General features: G+C 65.3%; 28 protein-coding genes. 24 read left to right on the top strand and 4 right to left on the bottom strand.

What is annotated here, in order from left to right:
• Positions 1 to 29 precede the first annotated feature (29 nt).
• Entirely contained in the window at positions 30 to 914 is an 885-nt protein-coding gene (locus F8O09_RS03370; protein WP_158053931.1) for an A/G-specific adenine glycosylase, read from the bottom strand.
• A 204-nt stretch (positions 915 to 1,118) separates the two neighbouring features.
• Here F8O09_RS03370 and F8O09_RS03365 point away from each other — a divergent pair, with 204 nt between their 5' ends.
• The 3 genes from F8O09_RS03365 (at position 1,119) to ffh (ending at position 5,002) form a co-directional block, all read left to right on the top strand.
• Entirely contained in the window at positions 1,119 to 2,090 is a 972-nt protein-coding gene (locus tag F8O09_RS03365; protein ID WP_158042676.1) for a bile acid:sodium symporter family protein, read from the top strand.
• Positions 2,091 to 2,183: 93 nt separating this feature from the next.
• The gene (locus tag F8O09_RS03360) at positions 2,184 to 3,251 is read left to right on the top strand and encodes a 6-phosphofructokinase (RefSeq protein WP_225732841.1); all 1,068 of its coding nucleotides are present in this window, start codon (positions 2,184 to 2,186) and stop codon (positions 3,249 to 3,251) included.
• 116 nt (positions 3,252 to 3,367) lie between these two features.
• Entirely contained in the window at positions 3,368 to 5,002 is a 1,635-nt protein-coding gene (ffh, locus tag F8O09_RS03355; RefSeq protein ID WP_158031016.1) for a signal recognition particle protein, read from the top strand.
• A gap of 66 nt (positions 5,003 to 5,068) precedes the next feature.
• Here ffh and F8O09_RS03350 read toward each other — a convergent pair whose 3' ends face one another.
• Positions 5,069 to 6,205 (bottom strand): glutamate--cysteine ligase, encoded by a 1,137-nt coding sequence (locus F8O09_RS03350; RefSeq protein WP_158031017.1) that lies wholly within the window; start codon positions 6,203 to 6,205, stop codon positions 5,069 to 5,071.
• Positions 6,206 to 6,422: 217 nt separating this feature from the next.
• Here F8O09_RS03350 and rpsP point away from each other — a divergent pair, with 217 nt between their 5' ends.
• The 12 genes from rpsP to F8O09_RS03290 all read left to right on the top strand — a co-directional run bounded on the left by rpsP (position 6,423) and on the right by F8O09_RS03290 (position 15,280).
• On the top strand, positions 6,423 to 6,839 hold the full coding sequence (gene rpsP / locus F8O09_RS03345) for a 30S ribosomal protein S16 (RefSeq protein WP_158031018.1): 417 nt from the start codon (positions 6,423 to 6,425) through the stop codon (positions 6,837 to 6,839).
• 2 nt (positions 6,840 to 6,841) lie between these two features.
• Positions 6,842 to 7,078, top strand: a complete 237-nt coding sequence (locus F8O09_RS03340; RefSeq protein ID WP_158038296.1) for an RNA-binding protein — start codon at positions 6,842 to 6,844, stop codon at positions 7,076 to 7,078.
• 3 nt (positions 7,079 to 7,081) lie between these two features.
• Positions 7,082 to 7,792, top strand: coding sequence for a ribosome maturation factor RimM (gene rimM, locus F8O09_RS03335; protein WP_158053929.1), 711 nt, complete (start codon positions 7,082 to 7,084; stop codon positions 7,790 to 7,792).
• Positions 7,793 to 7,812: 20 nt separating this feature from the next.
• Positions 7,813 to 8,496, top strand: a complete 684-nt coding sequence (trmD, locus tag F8O09_RS03330) for a tRNA (guanosine(37)-N1)-methyltransferase TrmD (protein WP_158031801.1) — start codon at positions 7,813 to 7,815, stop codon at positions 8,494 to 8,496.
• Between the two features lie 228 nt (positions 8,497 to 8,724).
• Positions 8,725 to 9,069 (top strand): 50S ribosomal protein L19, encoded by a 345-nt coding sequence (gene rplS, locus F8O09_RS03325; RefSeq protein ID WP_158031021.1) that lies wholly within the window; start codon positions 8,725 to 8,727, stop codon positions 9,067 to 9,069.
• A gap of 116 nt (positions 9,070 to 9,185) precedes the next feature.
• Positions 9,186 to 9,941, top strand: coding sequence for a signal peptidase I (gene lepB, locus F8O09_RS03320; RefSeq protein WP_225732840.1), 756 nt, complete (start codon positions 9,186 to 9,188; stop codon positions 9,939 to 9,941).
• Positions 9,941 to 10,621 (top strand): ribonuclease HII, encoded by a 681-nt coding sequence (locus F8O09_RS03315; RefSeq protein ID WP_158031022.1) that lies wholly within the window; start codon positions 9,941 to 9,943, stop codon positions 10,619 to 10,621. The genes lepB and F8O09_RS03315 overlap by 1 nt, the downstream gene beginning before the upstream one ends.
• Before the next feature lie 13 nt (positions 10,622 to 10,634).
• A complete protein-coding gene (locus F8O09_RS03310; RefSeq protein WP_158031023.1) occupies positions 10,635 to 10,961 on the top strand; it encodes a DUF2469 family protein in 327 nt (108 codons plus the stop codon).
• 159 nt (positions 10,962 to 11,120) lie between these two features.
• The gene (locus F8O09_RS03305) at positions 11,121 to 11,528 is read left to right on the top strand and encodes a YraN family protein (RefSeq protein ID WP_158053928.1); all 408 of its coding nucleotides are present in this window, start codon (positions 11,121 to 11,123) and stop codon (positions 11,526 to 11,528) included.
• Positions 11,525 to 13,108, top strand: a complete 1,584-nt coding sequence (locus tag F8O09_RS03300; RefSeq protein WP_158053927.1) for a YifB family Mg chelatase-like AAA ATPase — start codon at positions 11,525 to 11,527, stop codon at positions 13,106 to 13,108. Before F8O09_RS03305 ends, F8O09_RS03300 begins: the two co-directional genes overlap by 4 nt.
• Complete coding sequence (dprA, locus tag F8O09_RS03295) at positions 13,098 to 14,333, top strand: DNA-processing protein DprA (RefSeq protein WP_192497536.1); 1,236 nt, start codon at positions 13,098 to 13,100, stop codon at positions 14,331 to 14,333. The genes F8O09_RS03300 and dprA overlap by 11 nt, the downstream gene beginning before the upstream one ends.
• 20 nt (positions 14,334 to 14,353) lie before the next feature.
• Positions 14,354 to 15,280 carry a tyrosine recombinase XerC gene (locus F8O09_RS03290; RefSeq protein WP_158053925.1) on the top strand — a complete coding sequence of 309 codons (927 nt, stop codon included), beginning with the start codon at positions 14,354 to 14,356 and terminating at the stop codon, positions 15,278 to 15,280.
• A gap of 99 nt (positions 15,281 to 15,379) precedes the next feature.
• On the opposite strand, the gene F8O09_RS03285 is transcribed toward F8O09_RS03290, so the two are convergent.
• Positions 15,380 to 15,928 carry a M23 family metallopeptidase gene (locus F8O09_RS03285; RefSeq protein WP_192497535.1) on the bottom strand — a complete coding sequence of 183 codons (549 nt, stop codon included), beginning with the start codon at positions 15,926 to 15,928 and terminating at the stop codon, positions 15,380 to 15,382.
• 411 nt (positions 15,929 to 16,339) lie between these two features.
• Here F8O09_RS03285 and rpsB point away from each other — a divergent pair, with 411 nt between their 5' ends.
• The 9 genes from rpsB to F8O09_RS03240 all read left to right on the top strand — a co-directional run bounded on the left by rpsB (position 16,340) and on the right by F8O09_RS03240 (position 23,194).
• On the top strand, positions 16,340 to 17,182 hold the full coding sequence (gene rpsB, locus F8O09_RS03280) for a 30S ribosomal protein S2 (RefSeq protein WP_158031029.1): 843 nt from the start codon (positions 16,340 to 16,342) through the stop codon (positions 17,180 to 17,182).
• A 44-nt stretch (positions 17,183 to 17,226) separates the two neighbouring features.
• Positions 17,227 to 18,054 carry a translation elongation factor Ts gene (tsf, locus tag F8O09_RS03275; protein ID WP_158031030.1) on the top strand — a complete coding sequence of 276 codons (828 nt, stop codon included), beginning with the start codon at positions 17,227 to 17,229 and terminating at the stop codon, positions 18,052 to 18,054.
• Positions 18,055 to 18,254: 200 nt separating this feature from the next.
• Positions 18,255 to 18,968: a UMP kinase gene (gene pyrH, locus F8O09_RS03270; protein ID WP_158031031.1), complete on the top strand. Its 714-nt coding sequence runs from the start codon at positions 18,255 to 18,257 to the stop codon at positions 18,966 to 18,968.
• A 40-nt stretch (positions 18,969 to 19,008) separates the two neighbouring features.
• Positions 19,009 to 19,563, top strand: a complete 555-nt coding sequence (gene frr, locus F8O09_RS03265) for a ribosome recycling factor (protein WP_158031032.1) — start codon at positions 19,009 to 19,011, stop codon at positions 19,561 to 19,563.
• Positions 19,564 to 19,591: 28 nt separating this feature from the next.
• Positions 19,592 to 20,494 carry a phosphatidate cytidylyltransferase gene (locus F8O09_RS03260; RefSeq protein ID WP_192497534.1) on the top strand — a complete coding sequence of 301 codons (903 nt, stop codon included), beginning with the start codon at positions 19,592 to 19,594 and terminating at the stop codon, positions 20,492 to 20,494.
• 35 nt (positions 20,495 to 20,529) lie between these two features.
• A complete protein-coding gene (locus F8O09_RS03255) occupies positions 20,530 to 21,072 on the top strand; it encodes a DivIVA domain-containing protein (RefSeq protein WP_158053922.1) in 543 nt (180 codons plus the stop codon).
• A gap of 85 nt (positions 21,073 to 21,157) precedes the next feature.
• Complete coding sequence (locus F8O09_RS10605) at positions 21,158 to 21,799, top strand: transglycosylase family protein (RefSeq protein ID WP_318655742.1); 642 nt, start codon at positions 21,158 to 21,160, stop codon at positions 21,797 to 21,799.
• An 8-nt stretch (positions 21,800 to 21,807) separates the two neighbouring features.
• Positions 21,808 to 22,410 (top strand): lytic transglycosylase domain-containing protein, encoded by a 603-nt coding sequence (locus F8O09_RS10480; RefSeq protein ID WP_225732839.1) that lies wholly within the window; start codon positions 21,808 to 21,810, stop codon positions 22,408 to 22,410.
• A gap of 52 nt (positions 22,411 to 22,462) precedes the next feature.
• Positions 22,463 to 23,194, top strand: a complete 732-nt coding sequence (locus F8O09_RS03240) for an alpha/beta hydrolase (protein WP_158053920.1) — start codon at positions 22,463 to 22,465, stop codon at positions 23,192 to 23,194.
• A 9-nt stretch (positions 23,195 to 23,203) separates the two neighbouring features.
• Here the strand turns inward: F8O09_RS03240 and F8O09_RS03235 are convergent, their stop codons facing one another.
• Entirely contained in the window at positions 23,204 to 24,400 is a 1,197-nt protein-coding gene (locus F8O09_RS03235) for an AI-2E family transporter (protein ID WP_158031037.1), read from the bottom strand.
• Between the last annotated feature and the right edge of the window lie 123 nt (positions 24,401 to 24,523).

The following is a 24,523-nucleotide window of genomic DNA, read 5'->3' as shown; positions in this document are numbered from 1 at the left end:
GCCGTCGGCGGCCGCGTGCCCTCGGCGACTCAGGGCAGCTGGAACCCGCCATCGTGCGTGCTCTCGACGGCGAGACCGTCGGCGACCAGAGAGGCGAGCGCGCGTTCGGCCTGCGGGCGATCCGGAGCATCCTGCAGCAGTGCACTGACCGCCACCGGCTCGCGGGCGGCCCGCAGCAGCGCCATGATGCGGCCGCGCGCCTGCCGGTCGCTGCCCTCGAATCGCGCCTGTGTGCGACGCTTCGGCGCCGCAGACGGCGGTGACCCGGCTGCGACCCATGCACACCGCGAACGAATCGGGCAGACTTCGCAGCGCGGTGTTCGGGCGGTGCAGACGAGCGCTCCGAGCTCCATGAACGCATAGGTGGCCAGCCGCGCGCGCTCGGGGTCCTGCGGCAGCTGCGCCGACATCGCCGGCAGGTCGTGCGCCGGTCTTGGGGCGCCCGGTTCCGCCTCGCCGTCGACGGCTCTGGCGAGCACACGACGAATGTTCGTGTCGACGACGGGATGCCGTTGGTGAAACGCGAAGACCAGCACGGCGCGGGCGGTGTAGTCGCCGACGCCCTTCAGCGAGAGCAGCGTGTCGAGGTCGTCTGGCACTTCGCCCGCGTGCTCGGCGCAGATCTGCTGGGCGGCAGCGTGCAGCCAGCCCGCCCGACGCGGATACCCGAGCCGATCCCACGCACGAATCGCATCGCCGGCGCTCGCAGCCGCAAGGTCGCAGGGCGTCGGCCACGCCTGCATCCACTCGTGCCAGCGCGGCAGCACACGGTCGACCTGCGTCTGCTGCAGCATGAACTCGCTGACCAGCACACCCCATGGCGTCGCCTCCTCGGCGCGCCAGGGAAGATCGCGGCGTTCGTCGAGATACCAGGCGATCAGGTCGTCGGCGAGGAGAGAAGAGCTGGGGAGCATCGACACCACTGTAGCGTTCGCAGGATGCTCTGGTCGCCACGAGCTGAAGCCTCGCTTCCCCCCCTGCTCTCCGCCGTCGCGGGGCGAGGCAGCCAACGCCCTGCGAGAGCCCCGAGTGCGGCAGAAGGGGCACGGGAACCGCGGAGAGTAGCATTATGCGCCGTGAAGAAGACCGACCAGACCGAACCATCACCTGACGCACCTCTGCAGCGCTCCGGCAGCGGAGCATCCGCACAACGGCCGAAGCGCGATCGCAACGCGATTCTCGCCGTGACGGTGTTCCCAGCGATCGTGATCGTCGCCGCAGTGCTGGGCTTCTGCCTGCCTGCGACGTTCACCCCGATCACCCCGATCGTGCCGTATCTGCTGGGGCTGATCATGTTTCTGATGGGCATCACCCTTACCGGCGCCGACTTCAAACGCATCGCCAAACGGCCGCTGGTCGTGCTGCTCGGACTGGTCGCGCACTATGTCATCATGCCGTTGGCCGGGCTGCTCGTGGTGTGGGCGCTGCAGCTGCCCGCCGAACTGGCCGTCGGCGTCATCCTGGTCGGCTGTGCGCCCAGCGGCACCGCCTCGAACGTGATGACGTACCTTGCGAAGGGCGACGTGGCGTTCTCGGTGTCTGTGGCGACCGTCTCGACCCTGGTCGCACCTCTGCTGATGCCGCTGCTGACGCTGGCGTTCGCGGGGCAGTACATGTCGATTCCGGTCGAGGCGATGTTTCTCGACATCCTGAAGACGGTGCTGCTGCCGGTGATCGCCGGTGTCATCGTGCGCAGCCTGTTCGGTCGCATCATCGACTACATCAAGCCTGTGCTGCCCTGGCTGTCGGCGATCGCGATCGCGACGATCGTCACTGCGGTGATGGGCAAAAGCGCGGCCGCGTTCGCGCAGGCAGGGCTGCTGATCATTCTCGCAGTCGTGCTGCACAACGGCATCGGGCTGCTGCTCGGCTATCTCGCCGGGCGAGCGGTGCACCTCGATCATGCCGCGCGCCGTGCGCTGGCGTTCGAGGTGGGAATGCAGAACTCGGGGCTGGCCGCCTCGCTGGCCACGGTGCACTTCAACCCCGCTGCCGCACTCGCACCTGCGGTCTTCTCCGTCTGGCACAACATCAGCGGAGCGCTCGTCGCGGCATGGCTCGCGCGCAAGCCGATTCCGACGGAGAGGTGAGCACTCCGTTCACAGTGTCGACATTCCGTGCCGATACGCTGGGTGGTGCACGTCGCAGCAGCCGACGACAGCCGCCGTTCGAAGGGGAGCCACATGGAGACACTGACCGACCCGACCGCTCTGGAACAGATGCCGCGACGCATCGGCATCCTCACGTCTGGCGGTGACTGCCCCGGGCTCAACGCGGTGATCCGTGGTGCGGTGCTCAAAGGCACCGAGGTCTACGGGCAGGAGTTCGTCGGCTTTCTCGACGGCTGGCGCGGCATGATCGAAGGCGACTACATCACGCTCGATCGCGCTCGGGTGCGCGGGCTCGCCAAAGAGGGGGGCACCATTCTCGGCACCTCGCGCATCGGCCCGTATCGAACCGAGGCGGGCCGACCCGAGAACATTCTGCGCACCCTGGCCGAGCATGGTGTGGATGCGGTGATCGCGATCGGTGGAGACGGCACGATGCGAGCCGCGAACCTGCTGCGCAACGACGGCATTCCGATCGTCGGGGTGCCGAAGACGATCGACAACGATCTCGACGGCACGGATTACAGCTTCGGGTTCGACACTGCGGTGTCGATCGCCACCGAGTCGATCGACCGGCTGCGCACGACCGGCAACGCGCACAAGCGCTGCATGGTGCTCGAGGTGATGGGCCGCCACGCCGGATGGATCGCGCTGCACGCGGGCACGGCCGGCGGCGCGCATGCGATTCTGATTCCAGAGCAGGCTGAGAGCCTCGACCAGATCTGCGCGTGGGTGACCTCGGTGCGCGACCGCGGGCGTTCGCCGATGGTCGTCGTCGCCGAGGGATTCACACTGCCCGACATGGACGAGGCGTTCTCTGACAAGGGCCTCGACGGATTCGGACGCGCTCGGCTCGGCGGCATCGGGGAGGTTCTCGCCCCGCTGATCGAGGAGCGCACGGGAATTGAGAGCCGGGCGACGGTTCTCGGCCACATTCAGCGCGGGGGAGTGCCCACCGCGTTCGACCGTGTGCTGGCCACGCGACTGGGCATCGAAGTCGTGGAGCTCGTCGCTCGTCGCCAGTGGGGGCGCATGGTGGCACTGCGCGGCACCGACATCGTCAGCGTGCCTTTCGACGAGCTGGCTGAGACGAAGCAGGTGCCGGCTGAGCGCTACCGCGAGGTGCGTGCGATCTTCGGGTGAGCACCCTGGGCTCGGTGCGCTCCGGGCCCTGTCGAATCTGAGATTCCGGGCGTCCCGAGCACGCGCTGAGAGCCGACCCCGCGTGATGCGCCCGCGTCGGCTAGAATCGACCCGATATGGCTACTTTCTCGAACCTCTCTGAACGGCTGGTCCAGACCTTTGCGCACCTGCGCACCAAGGGCAAGCTCTCTCCTGCCGATGTCGACGCCACCGTGCGCGAGATCCGCCGCGCCCTGCTCGACGCCGATGTCGCGCTCACCGTGGTCAAGGGCTTCACCGCCAAAGTGCGCGAGCGTGCGCTCTCAGACGAAGTCAACCAGGCGCTGAACCCCGCTCAGCAGGTCGTCAAGATCGTCGACGAAGAGCTCACCAACATCCTCGGTGGCGAGACCCGACGGCTGCAGCTGGCGAAGCAGCCGCCGACGGTCATCATGCTCGCCGGTCTTCAGGGTGCCGGCAAGACGACTTTCGCGGGCAAGCTTGCCAAGTTCCTGGTGAAAGACGGCCATACGCCGATTCTCGTCGCCGCCGACCTGCAGCGTCCCAACGCCGTCGGTCAGCTGCAGGTGGTCGGCGAGCAGGCCGGCGTGCCGGTCTACGCCCCCGAACCCGGCAACGGCGTCGGCAACCCGGTCAAAGTCGCCAAGCATTCGATCTCGTACGCTCGCGACAAGCAGTACGACGTGGTCATCGTCGACACGGCCGGTCGAACCGGCGTCGACGCCGAGATGATGAAGCAGGCCAGCGACATTCGTCGGGCGATCGACCCCGACGAAGTGCTCTTCGTGATCGACGCCATGATCGGCCAAGATGCCGTCGCCACGGCTCAGGCCTTCAACGAGGGCGTCGACTTCACCGGTGTCGTGCTCTCGAAGCTCGACGGAGACACCCGTGGCGGCGCCGCCCTCTCGGTCGTGAGCGTCACGGGCAAGCCGATTCTCTTCGCCTCGACCGGTGAGCGTCTCGACGACCTGGAGATCTTCCACCCCGATCGCCAGGCCAAACGCATTCTTGACATGGGCGACGTGCTCACGCTCATCGAAGAGGCTCAGCGCACCTTCGACGAAGAAGAGGCGCGCAAAGTCGCCGAGAAGATCGCCAAAGAGGCGTTCACTCTCGATGACTTTCTGCAGCAGATGCAGCAGATCAAGAAGATGGGCTCGATGAAGAAGCTGCTCGGCATGATGCCGGGAGCAGCGGGCATGCGCCAGCAGCTCGAGCAGTTCGACGAGTCGCAGCTGACCCGCACCGAGGCGATCATCCAGTCGATGACCAAGGCCGAGCGCGAGAATCCCAAGCTGCTCAACGGCTCACGTCGTCTGCGCATCGCGAAGGGCTCGGGCACCACGGTCAGCGAAGTGAACAGCCTCGTGCAGCGCTTCGAACAGGCGGCCAAGATGATGAAGTCGGTGGCCCGCGGCGGTGTGCCGAACCTGCCCGGCATGGGAGCCATGGGGCACGGAGGCTCCAAACGCAAGAACGTCAAAGGCAAAGGCAAGAAGGGCAAGGCCAAGAGCGGCAACCCGGCGAAGCGCGCTCAGCAGGAGGCCGAGCTTCGCGACCAGCAGGCCAAGGCGACCGAACGCTCGCTCACGCAGGCGGCCTCCGCATTCGGAGCCGGCGCTGCGGGCTCGGCATTCGGCGCGGCTGGAGGTTCGGCCGGTGGCGAGGGCACGGGAGACGCCGCAGGAGCGCCGCCTCGCATCGATCCGAACGAGGTGCCCGGCCTCGGCGGCCTCTTCAAACGCTGATCGAGCCCTCTGGCCCTGAGTCGTGGTGCTGCGCGAACTGCCGGAGAGCCGGCGCGCAGCGGCCGGTCAGCGGTCGAGCGGCCGCCCGGCCTCGAACTCGGCCATCAGCGCATCGACGACGGCATTCAGATCATCGCCGTGCCGTGATGCGACGCGCAGCTGTCTCTGGTAGCTGGCACCGCCGCGAATGAGGGACTCGACATCCGCGAGCTGTTCGGCGCAGCCCAGCCGCTGTGCGCGAGGCTGCCAGCGGTCGAGGAGCTCCAGCGTGTCGTCGATGACGCTGCGCTCGTTGAGATCGTGGTCGGCGATGAACACCGCAGGCAGGCCATAGCGCGCCGCGCGCCACTTGTTCTCCGCGATTGCCCAGTCTGGAATGCGATCGAGTGCCACGCCTGCCCCGATCTGCTCGCTGAGCTCGTCGACAGCGCACTGGATGAACGCGGTGAGCGCCCCGACCTCGAACAGTGTCGGCAGCCCGTCGCACACACGGTTCTCGACGGTGCCGAACTTCGGCGCGGGCCGTATGTCCCAGCGAATCTCGTTGAGCTGGTCGATCACTCCGGTCTGCAGGGCGCCGGCCACGAAGGCCTCGAAGTCTTGCCACGTCTCGACATGCGGCGGCAGCCCGGCGGTGGGAAGCTGACGAAACATCATCGCGCGATTCGATGCGTAGCCGGTGTTGACCCCCTCCCACCACGGGCTCGAAGCGCTCAACGCCTGCAGGTGCGGCAGGTAGCCGAGCAGACCGTTGACCAGCGGCACGGCCTTGCGGCGGTCGTCGACGCCGACGTGCACGTGCACACCGTAGATCGCCATCATGCGACCCCACCACTGCGTGCGGTCGATCAGTTTCTGGTAGCGCTCGTTCGAGGTGTACGGCTGCTGCGTCGCCTTGGCGAACGGGTGCACACCGGCACAAAGGATTCCCAGGCCCAGCTCGTCGGCAGTCTCGGAGAGCGACGTGCTCACCTGCTCGATCTCACCTAAGGCCGAAGGCACGGTGTCGTGCACGCCGGTGACGATCTCGACGGTGTTCTCGAGCAGCTCTTGGTCGAGGCGCTCGGCGACCGGCGTGCCCTGCAGCGCGTCGTGGACCTCGGCAGCTCGAGAGGCGGGCTGCCGAGTGCCTCGGTCAATCAGCACGACCTCCCACTCGACGCCGAGCGTCGATGGGCGGGACTGAGCGAAGTCGATGCGCATGGGTAAAGCGTAGTGGTCTGCGCTGTGCGCGCGAAGTCATAGCGCGTCACAACGTCATGTGACACACAAACGGCGCGGAGTGTGGCACAATAGACAGTCGGTAACCCGTGGGCGCGCAGACCCTCTCATCTGCATGCCCTCGATCATCCAGAGCTTTCCGTCGTGAGGCCCCACACCCACGACTGGGTTCGAATCGAATCTGAATTACAGGAGCATTGTGTCTGTCAAAATCCGTCTGAAGCGCTTCGGCAAGGTCCACGCACCCGAGTTTCGCGTCGTGGTCACCGATTCACGAGCCAAGCGCGATGGTCGCGTCATCGAGGAGATCGGCCGTTACGTGCCGACCCGTCACCCTTCGCTGATCGAGATCGACTCAGATCGCGCACAGTACTGGCTTTCAGTTGGCGCACAGCCCTCTGACCAGATGTTCAAGCTGCTCACCCTGACCGGTGACTGGGCGAAGTTCAAGGGCGACAAAGACGCCAAGAGCACAGTGAAGGCTCCCGAGCCCAAGGCGAAGTTCGAGCGGGACGCCAGCAAGAAGTCAGTGCTGCTGCCCAAGACCGAGAAGAAGGCCGCTCCTGCCGCAGAGGCCGCAGCCGAGCCTGCCGCTGACGCAGCCGACGAGGCGTGAGCATGCTGCAGCAGACCGTTGACCATCTGGTGCGTGGCATCGTCAGCAGCCCTGACGACGTCACCGTCGACGAGCGGCACACCGCTCGGGCCGAAGTCATCGACGTGCGTGTCGCACCCGATGACCTCGGCCGCGTGATCGGTCGTTCAGGGCGCACGGCACAGGCACTTCGCACTGTGGTCGACGCTCTGGCCGACGGCCGTCACGTGCGGGTCAACATCGTCGACACCGACGCTTAGGTCATGCTGCAGCTTCGCATCGCCCGTCTGACCAAGCCGCACGGGCTCAAAGGTGGCCTCAAGGTAGAGCTGTACACCGATGAGCCCGAGCGGCGACTGGTTCCGGGCGCCACATTCAATCTTCAGGTGCCTGCCGATTCCTCATGGCACGGCCGCACCATCACTTTGCGCGAGCTGCGCTGGTACAACACCAGCCCGGTCGCGTTCTTCGCCGAGATTCCCGATCGCACAGCGGCAGAGAGCATCGCCAAGGCCATTCTGACCATCGATCAGGATGAGACCAAGCTGCCTGATGAGACCGATGCCTGGTATGACCACCAGCTCGTCGATCTTGTCGTCATGCGCAACGGCGAGGCCGTCGGCACGGTCTCGCGAGTCGACCACCTGCCCGGCCAGGACATCCTCGCGATTCAGACTGAGAGCGACGAGGTGCTGCTGCCCTTCGTCAAACACTTCGTGAGCGGCGTCGATCTCGACGAGCGCACCGTCACCATCACCCCGCCCGGCGGCCTGTTCGAGCCCGCCGACGACGGCGAAGACGAGGCCGACGAGGTGCCGGCCCAAGAGGTGGCGGATGTCGTGGCAGAGCTGACGGCCCAGTCTGCGCCCGTCTCTGACACGGCTGTGTCTGACGCCAAAGCCGCTGAGAAGGCGCAGAACCCCACATCGAATGATGACGCTGCGCCTGAAGCCGACCGCACCAACCACGTATGAGCGCCGCTGAGCCTGCGCGTCTGCGCATCGACGTCATCACGATCTTTCCCGAATACCTCGACGCGCTGAAACTGTCGCTGGTCGGCAAATCGGTCGATCGAGGCATCATCGATCTGCGCGTGCACAGTCTGCGCGAATACACCCACGACGTGCACCGCACGGTCGACGACACGCCATATGGCGGGGGAGCGGGCATGGTCATGCGCCCCGAGCCCTGGGGTGAGGCCTTCGACGACGTGCTGGCCGACGCCGACGATCCCCTGGTGCTGTTCACCACTCCGGCCGGTGCGGTGTTCACGCAGCAGCGTGCGGTTGAGCTTTCTCACGAACGGCACATCGTCTTCTGCTGCGGCCGCTACGAAGGCATCGATCAGCGCGTCGTCGACTACGCCGCAGCGCACTGGCGCACCGGCGAGATCAGCATCGGCGACTACGTGCTCAACGGCGGCGAGGTCGCCGTGCTGGTCGTCGTCGAAGCCGTCGCCCGCCTGCTGCCCGGCGTGATCGGCAATCCCGAGTCGCTGGTCGAAGAGTCGCACAATCGCGGCCTGCTCGAGCACCCGAGCTACACGAAGCCTGCTGAATGGCGCGGCTTTGAAGTGCCCCCGGTTCTGCTCAGCGGTAACCACCGTCTCGTCGCCGAGTGGCAGCACGAACAGAGTGTGACGCGCACTCGACGCATGAGACCCGACCTGCTGCCCTGACGGGGCGGCCGAGCACAGTCTTGGCGCTTGGGCTGAGACGCAGAGGCGGGCGCGAGCGGTGCATCCGGCGCAGTGCGGGCAGACGTTTGCGGCTCACCCCGGCATGTGGCAAGATGAGAGATTGTGTCATCGGCTTGTCTCTGCCGCAGGGGAGCGATCGTCGACACAATCCGAATCGTTACGTATTCACGCTCCTGACCTGCGGCAGGTGCAGAGAGCGAAGAACTCATGAGCAACACGCTGGACAAAGTCGACGCAGCATCGCTGAAGAGCGACATCCCAGACTTCCGCGCCGGTGACACCGTCAAGGTGCACGTCAACATCATCGAGGGCAACCGCAGCCGTATCCAGGTGTTCCAGGGCGTCGTGCTCAAGCGCCAGGGTGCCGGTGTGCGCGAGACCTTCACCGTGCGCAAGATCTCGTTCCAGGTCGGCGTCGAGCGTACCTTCCCGGTGCACTCGCCGGTGATCGACAAGATCGAGCTCGTGTCGCGCGGCGACGTTCGTCGTGCCAAGCTGTACTATCTGCGCTCACTGCGCGGCAAGGCAGCCAAGATCCGCGAGAAGCGCTGATCCAATCACGTTCAACGGCCAGCGGATGCGTCGCAGTGCGGCGCCCGCTGGCCGTTGTCGTCATCATGCCGGTCTCGGTCGGCAAATGCAGAGAATGAGAGAAGAGAGGCGAACCGGTGAGCGGCGAAGAGGTGCTTGACTCAGAAGAGTCGCAGACCCCGGGCGACGGGCAGTCGGGCGCATCGCGCACGCTGCTCATGCTGCGCGACATCGTCGTGATCATCGTCGTGGCGCTCATTCTCTCGACCCTGCTGCGCACGTTCCTGGTGCGCACGTTCTCGATTCCCTCGGGATCGATGGAGCAGACGTTGCAGGTCGGCGACCGTGTGCTGGTCAACCGACTCCAGCCGAAGCCCTTCGGCGTCTCGCGTGGCGACGTCGTGGTCTTTCAGGACCCGGGCGGCTGGCTGGCAGCCCCGTCGGCTGCGGCACAGGGCTGGAGCCTGGGCAGAGGCATCCAGGACGCCCTGACCTTCGTCGGCCTCGGTGACTCTGACAGCCACCAGTATCTGGTCAAGCGCATCATCGGCGTCGAAGGAGACCACCTGGTGTGCGAGCACGTCGGCGGACCGTTGAGCGTCAATGGAGTGCAGCTCGACGAGTCGTCGTATCTGGCTCCGGGAAACGCCTCGTGCGCGCGCACCTTCGACGTGACGGTGCCCGCCAACTCGCTCTGGATGATGGGCGACAACCGGGGCAACTCGCGTGATTCGAGCGCACACATAGACGAACCTGGCAGAGGAATGGTCGCGGTCGATCAGGTCGTCGGTCGTGCGTTCGTGATCTCATGGCCGTCGTCGCGCTGGCAGGGCATCGACGCGCACCATGAGGTGTTCTCAGACGTTCCCGATCAGTCTTCGTCGGCTGAGTGATGGCGGCGGTCGACCCCACTCTCGAACTCGAGACAAGGCTCTTCGCCGACGGTGCGACGCTCGTGATCGGCTGTGACGAGGTCGGTCGCGGTGCGCTCGCCGGCCCGGTCACGGTGGGCGCGGTCGCGATACGTGCGGATGCCGGAGCCTGGCCCGAAGGTCTGCGTGACTCCAAGGCGCTCACCGACCGTCGCCGCCATGCCCTGGTCGAGCCGATTCGGGAGTGGGCGGCCGGCTGGACGGTCGCCTCGGTCGACAACACTCGCATCGACGGCGACGGCATCGTGAGCTGTCTGCGCGAGGCAGCGTCGAGCGCCGTCGGCGCGCTGCTGGCGGAGCAGCCCCTCGAGGCGCAGGCGGTGGTCATTCTTGACGGCTCGTCTGACTGGCTGACCGCAGGGCTGCAGGCGCCGTGTCAGGTGCGCGTGGTGATTCGAGCCAAAGCAGACCGCGACTGCGCGTCCGTGGCGGCCGCGAGTGTGCTCGCCAAGGTCGATCGCGATGATCGCATGGCAGTGTACGCCGAGCAGTACCCCCAGTATTCATGGCAGACCAATCGCGGCTACGGCAGCGCCGTGCACATGGCTGCGATCGCCGAGCACGGACCTTCTGTGCTGCACCGCATGACCTGGCTGCACCAGCCTGGCGGCAGAGGCGACAAGAGCAAGAAGGGCAGCTAGAGTGAGAGACGATATGGATCCTCAGGATTTCGACGACTACGAGCGCGAGGCAGAGCTCTCGCTCTACCGCGAGTACCGCGACGTCGTGCACATGTTCAAGTACGTGGTCGAGACCGAACGGCGCTTCTACCTGGCAAATGACGTCAAGCTTGAGCGGCGCGAGGTCGGGCCAGATTTCTACATCGAGCTGAACCTGACCGACGTCTGGGTCTGGGACATCTACCGGTCCGATCGCTTCGCCAAACAGGTGCGGGTGCTCACGTACAAAGATGTGAACGTGGAAGAGCTCGCCGCTCATGATCTCGAGCTGCCGAGCGAACTCTCGCTCGACGAACAGTGATCTCAGTCTTCTGAACGTCTTTCGAGTGCGCGCATGAGCACAGCGCACGACGTTCTGACGCTTCGACGCTCTCTGCACAGGCTGGTGTGCCGCGGGGATCTCTGCACAGTGTTGTGACAGCTCTGGCCGGGGTGATCGCCGCATGCCGAGACTGGTGGCATGACAGCACGCGAGACCACCGAAGACGCGGCGGAACGACCCGGCAAGGTCACCGACTCACGTCTGCCGCTCGGCAGACGGGGTGAGTCAATTGCCGCGCATTATCTGACCGATCTGGGCTACACGATCGTCGACCGCAACTGGCGCTCCGGCCGTGCGGGAGAGATCGACATCATCGCTCGTGACGGTGAGGCGCTCGTCTTCATCGAGGTGAAGACGCGTTCCGGAGATCAGCACGGCACACCGTTCGAAGCGATCGACGCACGCAAGATGCGTCAGCTGCGCGCTCTGGTCGGGCGCTGGCTGCAGAGCAACGAGGGATGGCCTGGTCCGGTGCGCATCGACGCCATCGGCGTGCGGATGCGCCGAGACGGTCTGCAGCTGGAGCATCGACGAGGTGTGCGATGACCCTCGGCATGTGCAGAGCGGTGTCGCTGACCGGCATCGAGGGCAGTCTCATCGACATCGAGGCCGACGTGAGCGCGGGACTTCCCGCGACCCGCATTGTCGGCCTGGCCGACACCGCCGTCGCACAGGCAGAGCACCGGGTGCGTGTCGCGTTGGGCAATACCGGCCAGCCGTATCCGGATACGCGGCTGACCGTCAACCTGGTGCCGGCCGGCGCGCCCAAACACGGCACCGCCTTCGACGCGGCGATCGCCGTGGCGGTCTTGATCGCGCAGGGCATCGTGCCACCGCATCCCTCGCGCGACACCGTGGTGCTCGGCGAGCTGACTCTCGAAGGCCGCATCCGTCCGATTCCCGGGGTGCTGCCGGCACTGCTCGGCGCCGTGCGAGGCGGTGTGACGAAAGCGGTCGTACCGCGCGAGAATCTGCCCGAGGCGCGGTTCGTCGACGACATCCATGTCGTGGGCGTCGACGATCTGATCGAGTTGATTCGGCTCTTGGGCGCCCAGCCGCACCCACGGGATCGGCCGCCTGTGCCCCCGTCAGGGCGATCGCGACGCGGCGAGCCTGCTGACGAGGCTGATGAGCTGACACCCTCGAACGCCGAGCGTGTGCACACGCCACCCGACCTCAGCGAGATCGTGGGTCAGCATGATGCCGTCGAAGCGCTGATCGTCGCTGCGACCGGCAGGCATCATCTGATGCTCACCGGCAGCCCGGGAGCAGGCAAGTCGATGCTGGCGAACAGTCTGGCGACGCTGCTGCCACCGCTGAGCAGGCGCGAGCAGCTCGAGGTGACCGCCGTGCGCTCACTCACTTCGAGAACCGGCGTGTGCGAACTGCCGACTCAGCCGCCGTTCGAGGCGCCGCATCACAGCCTCACCATGGCTGGGCTGATCGGGGGAGGCAGCTCGCTCAGACCCGGGCTCGTCTCACTCAGCGCTCACGGAGTGCTTTTTCTCGACGAAGCGCCGGAGTTCCGAACTCATGTGCTCGACTCTCTGCGGCAATGTCTCGAGACGGGCACGCTGACGCTGCACAGGGCCGGGGTCGTGGGCCGCCTGCCGGCTGACTTTCAGCTGGTGATGGCGGCGAACCCCTGCCCGTGTGGGTATGCCACAGAACCAGAGAGCACGTGCACCTGCACGCCGTCTCAGCGCAGACGGTATCTGGCCAGGCTGAGCGGCCCGCTGCTCGATCGAGTCGATCTCAGAGTCGGCGTTGGTCGGGTGCGCAGCCACCGCGCTCTGATCGACGAGGCCGAGAGGCTGACCAGCGCTCAGGCTCGGGAGCAGGTCGCACGTGCCAGAGCGGCGAGTGCCGAGCGGCTTCGGCCGTTCGGGCACGAGCTGAACAGTCAGGTGTCGGGCGAGACACTCCGCGGTCGACTGCGGCTCACGCCACAGGCGACTGCAACGCTCGACCGGGCACTCGATCTCGGCACCATCACGCTGCGCGGTTATTTCCGGCTGCTGCGCATCGCCTGGACGCTCTGCGATCTCGCCGGCGATGAGTCACCCGACAGCGAGCACATCGCCAGGGCGATGTCGTGGCGGGGAGGAGGAGAACATGATCGGTAACGGGGCACTCGTCGACATCATGGCCGACGTGCATGGGCTCACGTCGTCAGAAGCCGCAGCGGTGACGGCCCAGCTGCACGCGCTGCACGAGCCGGGTTGTGCGGAGTCGATCGAACCGGCCCTGGCTGCGGCCTGGTGGTCATATCTGATCGAGCCGGGAGACGGCGTCGCCGGGAGTCTGGTGCGCCAGCACGGGGCGGTCGATGCGCTGCGTCAGGTCGTCGTCGACATTCGAGCGCAGCATGACCCGAGCCGACCAGGCGCGCAGACTTCGCAGTATCGAGAAGCGCTGCAGCGTTGGAGCCCTCGGCTTGGCGACCGCAGATTTCTCGACTCGCTTTCTTCGGCGGCGAGTCTGCATGCGACGCTGCTGATTCCAGGCGACGAGTCGTGGCCCGCACGGTTCTCAGATCTCGCCGAACACGCGCCAATGTGTCTGTGGGTGCTTGGCCGGCCGGCTCTGCTGACCCGGCCTCGTACCATCTCGATCGTCGGTGCCCGATCAGCCAGCAGCTACGGGTTGGAAGCCTGCGCCGAACTCGTGCAGGGGTGTGTGCGACACGGCTTCAGCGTGGTCTCAGGCGGCGCATACGGCATCGATCGGCAGGCGCACCGCGCGGCGCTCAGCCTGCAGGGCGACACTGTGGCGGTGCTCGCCGGGGGCATCGATCGACTGTACCCGGCCGGAAACGAAGAGCTACTGCGCGAGATCGCCGACCGTGGCTGTCTGATTGCCGAGCAGGCTCCGGGTACGCCGCCGACGCGGTGGAGGTTTCTGCAGCGGAACCGCAACATCGCTGCGCTCGGGGCGATGACGGTGGTGATCGAGGCCGGGCGCAGGTCTGGGGCGATCAACACGGTACATCATGCGGCACAGCTTGGTCGTCATGTCGCAGCCGTGCCCGGGTCGATCTTCTCTGCGACGTCCGCAGGAACGAATCACCTCATCCGCGACGGCCTCGCCTCGCTGGCGACTGGAGCCGACGACTGTCTGACGATGCTCACCGCACAGCCGGAGCTTGAGATGGCGCAGGTGCAGACCGACGGTCTGCGCCCAGAGTTGGTGCGCGTGCATGACGCGCTGCACCCGAGACAGGCGCAGGACGTCTTGGGCATCGCACAGCTCTCCGGCATGCCGCTGACGACCGTGAGATCGTGTCTGAACGAGCTGGAACTGCTGCAACTGGCCTGCCACCGTGGCGGCGGTGCGTGGCTGCGCAGCTGATCGCGTGGCATTCTGGTGGCATGACTGCTGAGATCTCTATCGCCGCGGCGATCGACCGCTACCTGAGCGAACTCCGGGTGGTCAGAGGGCTTTCAACGAACACGGTGAAGGCCTATGGCAACGATCTGAAAGACCTCGTTGCCGATCTCACCGACACGCGAGTGACCCACATCGGCCAGTTGCGCCTCGATCACCTCAGAGACTGGCTGTGGCACAGTTCGCAGCGTGGTCTCGCCGAGACGAGCCTGGCGCGCCGTTCCACCGTTGCACGATCGTTCGGGCGCTGGGCGTTCGAACAGGGCATCGTCGACGCCGACCCCGCCGCGCGGCTCCAGGTACCGAAGACCGGTCGCACCCTGCCGGTCGTCCACAGCAGCCAGACGATGCGGGCGCTGCTCGACCATGCCCACGAGGCGGCGGCATCCGGTGACCTGGTGAAAGTACGCGATTGGGCCATGCTCGAAGTGCTCTATGCCTCTGCACTGCGCGTCTCCGAGCTGGTCGGCCTCACCCTGGACGACATCGACCGCGACAACCGGCTGATCACCGTCGTCGGCAAGGGAGACAAGCAGCGTGTCGTACCGATCGGCGACATCGCGCTCGCGGCGATCGACCACTACCTTGAGACGGCGCGAGGTGCACTCTTAGCGCGCGCAGCGCATCCTGATGCGGGGCATCATCTCTTTCTCGGCGCGCGAGGCGGCCAGATCAACGCACGCACGGTACACGGCGTCGTCACACAGGCACTCACAGCGGTCGGCGCGCGCAATGCCGGCCCGCACTCGTTTCGTCACACCGCCGCGACGCACATGCTCGACGGGGGAGCCGACCTGCGCGCCGTGCAGACCCTGCTCGGGCACTCGAGCATCGGCACGACGCAGATCTACACGCACGTCTCTGTCGAGCAGCTCGCCTCGTCGTACCTGCAGGCGCATCCCCGCGCCTGATCGCAGCCAAATCCATCGCAGCCGGCCCATCGCTGCCATGCTCGTCGCAATCGAAGTGCTCGGAACGAAGCCGAGCGAGACGGTGATGCGACCCGAAGGTCATGGCAGCGGCAGCAGCACCGACGGGTCGGATCCTTCAATCAGCAGAAGGGGAGAGTAGTAGTCATCCACGTGACGGGCCCCGAGGTGCAGGCACCCGACACAGTGACCTCCTGAGGCGACGTGCCCGATGACCTGCCCACGTGCGACGTGGTCGCCCTGTGCCACAGCGGGCAGCACTGGCTCGTGACTCGAACGCCAGGAATGGTCGTGCGTGACCGTTACGACCGGGCGATCGACCACCTGGCCGGCGAACGATACCGTGCCGTCGTCGACGGCGAGCACCTCGGTGCCTTCGGCTGCGGCGACGTCGATGCCGCGATGGCCCGCTCCGTATGGATGCGGTGGTGCGCGAAATGGATTGACCACTGTTCTCGGAGCAGGTAGAGGCCATGACCAGCACGGCAGATCGCTGCAGGGAGTGTGTGCGGGCATCGCTGCACCAGGCCGCAGATCGGCGGCTGCCGGCGTCGAAAGGACGACGCCGACGGTGAACAGCAGGCACAGCGTCATGAGCGTGCCGCGACGACCAGCAGAGCGCAGGCGCATCGACGAGTTTCGAAGGGTTCGGCGAAGCGAGGAACGTCTTCGAAGAAGGGCTCGGCCGTGTGTGCTCGCTTCTGTCTTCATAGAGCGATTCAAACGCTGCTGGCTCAGGCGAAGAAGTACTCCAGCCACCGCTGTGCAGAACGGGAGAGCGCGGCGACAGATGTGCGTACTCGCAAGGGCAGGTCGCGTCACGAGGACGCGCTCGCCGGGCAGGCGCGGAAAGGCACGGTCGTGGGCTATGATTGTCGACAGCAGTAGAGCAATCTGCTGACTTCGCGTGCTCGCACAGATGACACAGCCTCAACGGTCCACTTCGGTGGTGAGGTGAGTCATGAGCACCAGGGGCCACCAACCCGGTGACCGCTCAACCGCAAGAGGCGTGTGAACACACGCAGAACAGGAGACACGGCAATGGCCGTCGTTACCATCCGCCAGCTGCTCGACAGCGGCGTGCACTTCGGGCACCAGACCCGCCGCTGGAACCCGAAAGTCAAGCGCTTCATCTTCACCGAGCGCTCGGGCATCTACATCATCGACCTGCAGAAGTCGCTCGGCTACATCGACAAGGCCTACGACTTCGTGAAGCAGACGGTCGCTCACGGCGGCACGATCCTCTTCGTCGGCACCAAGAAGCAGGCCCAGGAGGCCATCGCCGAGCAGGCGACGCGCGTCGGCCAGCCGTACATCAACCACCGCTGGCTCGGTGGTCTGCTGACCAACTTCTCGACCGTGCACAAGCGCCTGCAGCGTCTGAAAGAGCTCGAAGAGATCGACTTCGACGACGTGGCCGGTTCGGGTCGCACCAAGAAAGAGCTGCTCATTCTCAAGCGTGAGAAAGACAAGCTCGAGAAGACCCTGGGCGGCATCCGCAACCTGGACAAGACGCCTTCGGCCCTCTGGATCGTCGACGCCAACAAAGAGCACCTCGCCGTGCAGGAGGCGAAGAAGCTGGGCATCCCGGTCGTCGCCATCCTCGACACCAACATCGACCCCGATGACATCGCCTACCCGATCCCGGGCAACGACGACGCAATCCGGTCGGTCTCACTGCTCACCAAGATCATCGCCGACGCTGCTGCTGCCGGTCTGGTCGCTCGTCACAGCAAAGACGAAGAGGCCGGCGAGGCCGAGCCTCTGGCCGAGTGGGAGCGCGAGCTGCTGAAGCAGGACGAGCAGAAGCCCGCCGAGGCAGCTGCTGAGAAGCCGGCCGAGGCCGCTGAGCAGCCTGCTGCTGAGACCCCTGCTGACAAGTAAGTCTTCGAGACAACCCAACGCGAGAGAGCGAGAGAAACAGGAACATGGCGAATTACACTGCCGCTGATGTGAAAGCCCTGCGCGAGCGCACCGGATCGGGCATGCTCGACTGCAAGAAGGCGCTCGACGAGGCCGAAGGCGACGTCGAGAAGGCTATCGAGCTGCTGCGCGTGAAGGGCCTGAAGGGCGTCGCGAAGCGCGAAGGTCGTACCACGACCAACGGGCTCATCGCCGCCAAGGTCGACGGGCGCCGCGCGTACCTGATCGAGCTGGCATGCGAGACCGACTTCGTGGCCAAGAACGAACGCTTCATCGAGCTTGCCGAGCAGGTGCTCGCCGCGATCGCCGAGGTCGGCGCCGCCGATCTCACCGCTGCGCTTGCCGCTCCGGTCGAGGGCAAGAACGTCGAAGAGCTCATCACCGACACCAGCGCCATCATCGGCGAGAAGGTGGAGCTGCGTCGTCTGACTCAGCTCGAGGGCGAGCACTTCGCGGTCTACCTGCACCGCACGAACCCCGATCTGCCTCCGCAGCTCGGCGTGATCGTCGCGTACGACGGTGACGACAGCGAGACCGCGCACTCGATTGCGCAGCACATCTCGTTCGCCGATCCGAAGTACATGACTCGCGAAGAGGTTCCGGCTGAAGACGTCGAGAACGAGCGTCGCATCGCCGAAGAGACCTCGCGCAACGAGGGCAAGCCCGAGAAGGCTCTGCCGCGCATCGTCGAGGGACGCCTCAACGGCTTCTTCAAGACGATCGTGCTGCCCGATCAGGATTACGCACGCGATCACAAGCTGAGCATTGCTCAGGTGCTGAAGGATGCCGGGCTGACGGTCAACTCGTTCGTCCGCTTCCGCGTCGGAGCCTGACGCTTCAAAGGTGGCCCGGCCGAGTGCCGGGCCACCTTCATGTATGCCCCCGCTGACTGGTCTCGGCGGCGTGGGCATCCGCTGCGAGACAGCATCGCCGCCCTTGACAGCGGCAAAACCGGGACCGCCCCCTAGACTTACAGAGCACAGTGACGCGGCCGCCATGACCGGCGTCTCAGTATGAAGGAGCGCATGTGGTGATGGAACGACGTCGACGAGTTCTGCTGAAACTCTCTGGAGAGGCGTTCGGAGCGGGCGCTCTGGGCGTGAACCCCGACGTGGTCGGCTCCATCGCCCACCAGGTCGCCATTGCGTCGCGCACCGTCGAGGTCGCGATCGTCGTCGGCGGCGGCAACTTCTTCCGTGGCGCAGAGCTGTCGCTCAGCGGCATGGAGCGTGCCCGCGCCGACTACATGGGCATGCTCGGCACCGTGATGAACGCCTTGGCCCTGCAGGACTTCTTGCAGCAGGCAGGCGTCGACACCCGAGTGCAGTCTGCGATCCAGATGACACAGGTTGCTGAGTCGTACATCCCTCTTCGTGCCATCCGTCACCTTGAGAAAGGCCGTGTCGTCGTCTTCGGCGCCGGTGCCGGTCTGCCGTATTTCTCGACCGACACCGTCTCTGCGCAGCGTGCGCTCGAGATTAAGTGCGACGAGGTGCTCTTCGCCAAGAACGGCGTTGACGGTGTCTACACCGCTGACCCCAAGACTCATCCCGAAGCCGAGAAGATCGAGGCGATCACCTACACTGACGCGCTGGTGCGGGGTCTGAAGGTCGTAGACTCGACCGCGTTCAGCCTGTGCATGGACAACGCCATGCCGATGCGCATCTTCGGCATGGACGACCATGAAAACATCGCACGGGCCATTCAGGGCGTCGAAATCGGCACTCTGGTCAGCGCTGACGCCTGAGCGACTGCACACCCACGAGCATCGGCACAGAGGAGACATCATGATCAAAGACATCATTGACGAGACCAAGCAGCGCATGGCCAAAGCGGTCGAGGTCGCACGAGACGAGTTCGCACAGGTGCGCACGGGGCGCGCGAACCCCGCCCTCTTCGCCAGCATCCCGGTCGACTACTACGGCACGCCCACGCCACTGCAGCAGCTCGCCTCGCTGCAGAACCCCGAGGCGCGCACTCTGATCATCACGCCGTATGACAAGTCTGCTCTGCACGAGATCGAGAAGGCGATTCGCAACGAGCCCAACCTCGGCGTGAACCCCACCAACGACGGCGATCTCATTCGCGTCGTGCTGCCCGAGCTCACCGAAGAGCGACGCAAAGAGTACGTCAAGCTGGTTCGGCAGAAGGCAGAAGAGGCGCGCGTGGTCGTGCGCAACCTGCGCCGCAAGGCGAAAGACGACTTCGACGCGCTGAAAGGCGAAGTCGGCGATGACGAGATCGCTCGCGGTGAGAAAGACCTCGAAACTGTGACGAAGCAGCATGTCGAGCAGATCGATCAGTCACTCGAGCGCAAAGAGAACGAGCTGCTCGAGGTCTGACCTCGGAGCACAACTGGCAGACACCACAGTGAGCACCAACAGAGACCGTCATCAGGCCCAGGCGAGGGCCTTGGTCGAACAGCTCGAGCAGGCGAACCAGCGCCTCGAGCAGAAGGCAGGACGCAACCTGCCGTTGGCGATCGGCGTTGCTCTGCTCATCGGCGCAGTAGTGCTGGGCAGTCTGCTGCTCAGTCAGCATGCGTTCGTCGTGGTGCTGATGGCCGCGACCGGTCTCGCCGTCGCAGAGACCGCCCAAGCACTGCTGTTTCGCTCAATCTTGGTCTCGCCATGGATGCTGGGGATCGTCGCCGGTCTGCTGCCGGGTATCGCGTTCCTCCGTGGGGGATGGGCTCTGCTGTGGGCCGGGCTCGCAGCACTGGTGCTGGCCGCCCTCTGGCAGATCGTCTCCCACAGCATCCGCGGTCAGTCGCCTTGGGTGGCTGTCGGATGGTCGACTGCGCTGATCGTCTATATCGCGATGAGTCTTTCGACCGTCGCACTCCTGATCACTCACGAAGGCGGCGTGGAGTGGCTGATCTGCGCCCTCATCGTGGTCGTATGCAATGACACCGGCGCCTATGCGAGCGGCGTGCTTTTCGGACGTCACCCCATGGCACCGCGGATCAGTCCCAAGAAGACTTGGGAGGGGCAGGCCGGTGCGTTGGTGAGTTCAACCGTGGCCGGCATACTCTCAGTCTGGGCGATTGCGGGTATGCCGTGGTGGGGGGGACTGATCGTCGGACCGCTGCTGATGGTCACCGCGACGGTCGGCGACCTCCTCGAATCGTCGCTGAAACGCTGGCTGGGCATCAAAGACATGAGTCGGTGGATCCCCGGTCACGGCGGGTTCATGGACCGCCTGGACGCCATCATTCCGTCTATGCCGATGGCCTTTCTGCTCTTTCTGCTCTTCGCCACGCTTGCCGCCTGAACGCACTTTTGTGTGGTCTTTGGCAGAATGGGGCTGTGACGACTGTTTTCGAGCGAGTACCCAAAGGCAAGCGCGGCTATGACATCGACCAGGTTGACGATCTGCTCGAACGGGCCCGAGCGGCATACGATTCAGGCACCGCAGATGTGACTTCTGACACGGTTCGAGCCACCGCCTTCGACGTGGTCAAAGACGGCTATGAGCCGGCTCAGGTCGATGCGGCTCTCGACAGACTCGAAGACGCGTTCGCTCAGCGAGAGCGCGACGAGGCACACGCTGCGATGGGCGACGAGGCATGGCAGGAGCAGGCGAGGGAGCAGGCGCGGGTTGTCGTCGACAGAATGCTGCGGCCCGAAGGCCATCGGTTCCGTCGCGTCGGTGTTTTCGGCGTCGGATACTCGCGCAAGCAGGTTGATCAGCTCGCCGACCGCATCGTGGCCTATTTTCGGCTGGGCACACCTCTCGAAGTCTCGGAGGTGAGGGATGCGGTCTTCGCGCGACAGGGCAATGGGTATGACGAACGCCAGGTCGATGCCGTGCTCGATCGCACGGTCGAGATCATGCTGGCCATTCTCTGAGCTGCCGCTGAGACAGAGCTGTGGGCAGAACGCTGACGTTGGACGGCACGGAACAGACACGCTAGGGTGGAAATGTATGGTTTCTTTGAAGACTTCCTCAACGCTCATCGCCGGTGCCGTGGCTTTCGCCTTAGTGAGCTCCGGCGCACACAGCGCAGTCACCGATTCCGCGTATGCCTCGACCGCTAACGTCGAGGCGCACAGCGTGGCAGGTCAGCAGAGTGTCGTCCAGGCGAATCTGCCGCAGATCGCCGGTAACCTGCAGCGCCAGGCGTTCGCCGATTCCGTTCCTGCAGCGCAGGTGACAACGGTGAGCATCGATACGCCCCAGCAGGTCGTTACGGCCGAGACCCGTGTGGTCACACCGCCCCCTGCCGCGCAGCCTGAGGGTGACACCGCTGATAACAGCTCGGACGCAAACACTGCGAAGAAGCAGCGTGACGCGCAGCCGAAGAGCGCACCCGCAGCGGCGACACCGAGCGACGGCAGCGTCTGGGATCGCATGGCACAGTGCGAGTCAGGCGGTCGCTGGAACATCAACACCGGCAACGGCTACTACGGCGGTTTGCAGTTCTCCAAGCAGACGTGGCAGGCCTCGGGAGGCACAAAGTACGCACCGACGGCAGATGGCGCCACTCGAGAGCAGCAGATCGAGATCGCTTCCGGCCTGCAGGCGCGCGCTGGTTGGGGCCAGTGGGGCTGCAGCTCGAAGATTGGGGCACGCTGATGGCGGCCGTGAGCGCATTCATCCGCACCGCATCCGTCGGGGCAGCGGGAGCACTGATGTTCGTCGCAGCGGGTGGAGTCAACACCGCATATGCCGATGAGGTGTCCTCGATCACTGAGACCGCATCGCAGGAGTCCAACACTGCCATCGACACCCAGAGCGTCCAGGCTGCGGTTGCGGTCATCTCGATGCAGTCTGACTTGGTGAAGGCCGAGACACCAGCACCGCCGCCGGCACCAGTAGCAGAACCAGCTGACGACGCTGCTGCCGCGGCAGGCAGTGCTCCGGCAGCTGCAGCAGTCCCGAATCCCACTGGCGCCCAGGCTGAGGCTTGGGCTCAGGTTCAGGCGCGTGGCTGGGGAGCCGACCAGTTCGTCTGCCTCGTGAGCCTCTGGCAGAAAGAGTCGGGATGGCGTGTCAACGCCACGAACAGCAGTTCGGGAGCCTACGGCATCCCCCAGTCGCTGCCTGGCAGTAAAATGGCGTCCGCCGGGGCCGACTGGCAGACCAACCCTGCCACACAGATCAAGTGGGGCCTGGGATACATCGCTGGTCGCTACAGCACGCCGTGCGGTGCTTGGGGTCATTCGCAGTCGGTCGGCTGGTACTGATACCCGATTCGCCGTTTGTCGGTCGGCTGGCTGATCAGAACGAGGTGCGCCCATGAGCGACATGCAGAAGATCCGTGCCAATACCGAGCTGCCGCGACGCGCCGAAGAGATCACGCTGCAGACAGACGACGGTCTCACCCTGGTCGGTGAACTCTCGCTCCCGGCCCATCGGGAGCCAGCCGCGACGCTGGTGACATTTCACCCTCTGCCCACCCAGGGTGGGTTCATGGACTCGCACATCCTGCGCAAGGCCGCTTGGCGACTGCCTGCAATGGCTGACATCGCCGTGCTGCGATTCAACACCCGCGGAACTTCGAGCCCTCGTGGAACCAGCGAGGGCACGTTCGGCGATGGAATCACCGAGCGGTTCGACGTCGAAGCCGCCATGCGATTCGCCGAGCAGCGAGGGCTCCCGCACATCTGGCAGCTGGGGTGGTCGTTCGGCACCGAGCTGCTGCTCAAGTACGGTTTGGACTATCCCGCAGACGGCACCATCCTGCTCTCGCCGCCGCTGCACCGCACGACTGCACCCGAACTCGCTCGCTGGCACGGCGCCGGCCGACGGCTCATCGCGGTCATCCCAGAGAACGACGACTTTCTGCGCCCGCCCGAGGCGCGAGAGCGGTTCAGCGTCGTGCCCGAGACCGAACTCATCGTGATCCCCGACGGCCGTCATCTCTGGATCGGTGAGAAACAGACCCGTGAGGTGCTGACCGTGATCGTGCGTGCGATGCGCCCGAGCGCGCTCCCGCTGCCGACCGAATGGCCGACGCCCAGCGAGTGAGTGACGCGGTCAGCGTTTGTTCTGCCGCGGCACCCAGAGCTCCTGCACCAGCAGGATGACCGATGCAGCCACCGGAATCGACAGTAGCGCTCCGAACACGCCGAGCAGCGTGCCGCCGAGCAGCGCGGCGATCACCACGATCACCCCCGGAATCGGTACGGCTCGATTCACGATGTGCGGTGTGAGCACATATGCCTCGAACTGCATGTAGATCAGGTAGTAGATCATGATGAAGAGCGCCGGCCAGAGGTTCACGTTCTCCGGATTCGCCAATACCTGAGTCACGACCGTCATCAGCGTGGTCAGCGTCGCCGCAGTCAGCGAGCCCACCAGCGGCAGCAGTGCGAACAGGAAGATCACGACGGCGAGCACCTCGCGGAAACGCACCTGCAGTATCGACATCGCGATGTACGCGCAGACCGCGTTGATCAGCGCGATGATCGTCTGCGACATCACATACTTACCGACGTTGTCGAAGATGCGGTCGCTGAGACGAGTGAAGCGGCTGCGACGAGAAGCCGGCAGCAGTGAGATGAGCCCCCGTTTGAGACCCTGCAGAGACACCATGAAATAGAGCGTGAGCACGACGATGATGACCGTCGCCGCGATGAAGTTGGCCAAGCCGGTTCCCACCGTCACGAGACCACCGGCCACCTGCAGCATGTTCTGCGGGTCAGAGGCGAAGCGCTGCGCGGCGTCGAGCCATCCCGCGGCAGCACCGTCGACCTGTTGGTTGATGCTCTGAAACCACTCCTGCTGAGTGAGCACGTGCACGAGCACCGGCGTATTCTGGATCGCCTCGTCGACCTGCGTGTTGATCGCAGGGATCAGCAGCAGCACGACACCGACCACGGCCAGCACGAAGAACAGAAAGACCACCAATACTGCGACGCCTCGTGGCATCCCGGTGCGACACAGCAGCCGAACGACAGGGTCGAGCCCGAGCGCGAGAAACAGTGCGGCGCCGATGTAGGTGATGACCATGCCGCTGGTCGCGACCATGCCCCCCAGCACCAGGGCGACGAGCACGCCGAGGGTGCCGAGAAAGGCGATGCCGAACACGTTGTCGGTGCTGAGACGCATGGTGCGGATGCGATGGTGGCTCGAGCCGATGACGTCTGTCTCGTGCGTGGTCGGCGGAGTCGTCGGCTCCGGCTTCGGCGCCTCAGTGGTCTGCGCGGCGTCCTCTGGTGTCGAAGCGCTCATCAGCCGTTCCTCTGTTCCTCGTGTTCGTGTGCCGACGCACGTCTGTGCTGAAGGTCGCACAGCTCTCTGCCAAGGGTACCCGCGGTTCTCGACCGTGCGTGATCGCTGGCGAAACCCGACCTG

This window comes from Pseudoclavibacter sp. CFCC 11306 (assembly GCF_008831235.1).
In the GTDB taxonomy this organism is placed as follows: Bacteria; Actinomycetota; Actinomycetes; order Actinomycetales; family Microbacteriaceae; genus Pseudoclavibacter_A.
The sequence above is the reverse complement of the archived record's forward strand: the minus strand, read 5'-3'. Positions and strand labels throughout refer to the sequence as shown.

Coding starts and splice junctions, on each gene's coding strand:
- F8O09_RS03370 (WP_158053931.1), bottom strand. CDS start 914: ATGCTCCCCAGCTCTTCTCTCCTCGCCGACGACCTGATCGCCTGGTAT.
- F8O09_RS03360 (WP_225732841.1), top strand. CDS start 2,184: ATGGAGACACTGACCGACCCGACCGCTCTGGAACAGATGCCGCGACGC.
- ffh (WP_158031016.1), top strand. CDS start 3,368: ATGGCTACTTTCTCGAACCTCTCTGAACGGCTGGTCCAGACCTTTGCG.
- F8O09_RS03350 (WP_158031017.1), bottom strand. CDS start 6,205: ATGCGCATCGACTTCGCTCAGTCCCGCCCATCGACGCTCGGCGTCGAG.
- F8O09_RS03340 (WP_158038296.1), top strand. CDS start 6,842: ATGCTGCAGCAGACCGTTGACCATCTGGTGCGTGGCATCGTCAGCAGC.
- rimM (WP_158053929.1), top strand. CDS start 7,082: ATGCTGCAGCTTCGCATCGCCCGTCTGACCAAGCCGCACGGGCTCAAA.
- rplS (WP_158031021.1), top strand. CDS start 8,725: ATGAGCAACACGCTGGACAAAGTCGACGCAGCATCGCTGAAGAGCGAC.
- F8O09_RS03315 (WP_158031022.1), top strand. CDS start 9,941: ATGGCGGCGGTCGACCCCACTCTCGAACTCGAGACAAGGCTCTTCGCC.
- F8O09_RS03310 (WP_158031023.1), top strand. CDS start 10,635: ATGGATCCTCAGGATTTCGACGACTACGAGCGCGAGGCAGAGCTCTCG.
- F8O09_RS03305 (WP_158053928.1), top strand. CDS start 11,121: ATGACAGCACGCGAGACCACCGAAGACGCGGCGGAACGACCCGGCAAG.
- F8O09_RS03300 (WP_158053927.1), top strand. CDS start 11,525: ATGACCCTCGGCATGTGCAGAGCGGTGTCGCTGACCGGCATCGAGGGC.
- dprA (WP_192497536.1), top strand. CDS start 13,098: ATGATCGGTAACGGGGCACTCGTCGACATCATGGCCGACGTGCATGGG.
- F8O09_RS03290 (WP_158053925.1), top strand. CDS start 14,354: ATGACTGCTGAGATCTCTATCGCCGCGGCGATCGACCGCTACCTGAGC.
- F8O09_RS03285 (WP_192497535.1), bottom strand. CDS start 15,928: ATGCGCCTGCGCTCTGCTGGTCGTCGCGGCACGCTCATGACGCTGTGC.
- rpsB (WP_158031029.1), top strand. CDS start 16,340: ATGGCCGTCGTTACCATCCGCCAGCTGCTCGACAGCGGCGTGCACTTC.
- tsf (WP_158031030.1), top strand. CDS start 17,227: ATGGCGAATTACACTGCCGCTGATGTGAAAGCCCTGCGCGAGCGCACC.
- pyrH (WP_158031031.1), top strand. CDS start 18,255: ATGGAACGACGTCGACGAGTTCTGCTGAAACTCTCTGGAGAGGCGTTC.
- frr (WP_158031032.1), top strand. CDS start 19,009: ATGATCAAAGACATCATTGACGAGACCAAGCAGCGCATGGCCAAAGCG.
- F8O09_RS03240 (WP_158053920.1), top strand. CDS start 22,463: ATGAGCGACATGCAGAAGATCCGTGCCAATACCGAGCTGCCGCGACGC.
- F8O09_RS03235 (WP_158031037.1), bottom strand. CDS start 24,400: ATGAGCGCTTCGACACCAGAGGACGCCGCGCAGACCACTGAGGCGCCG.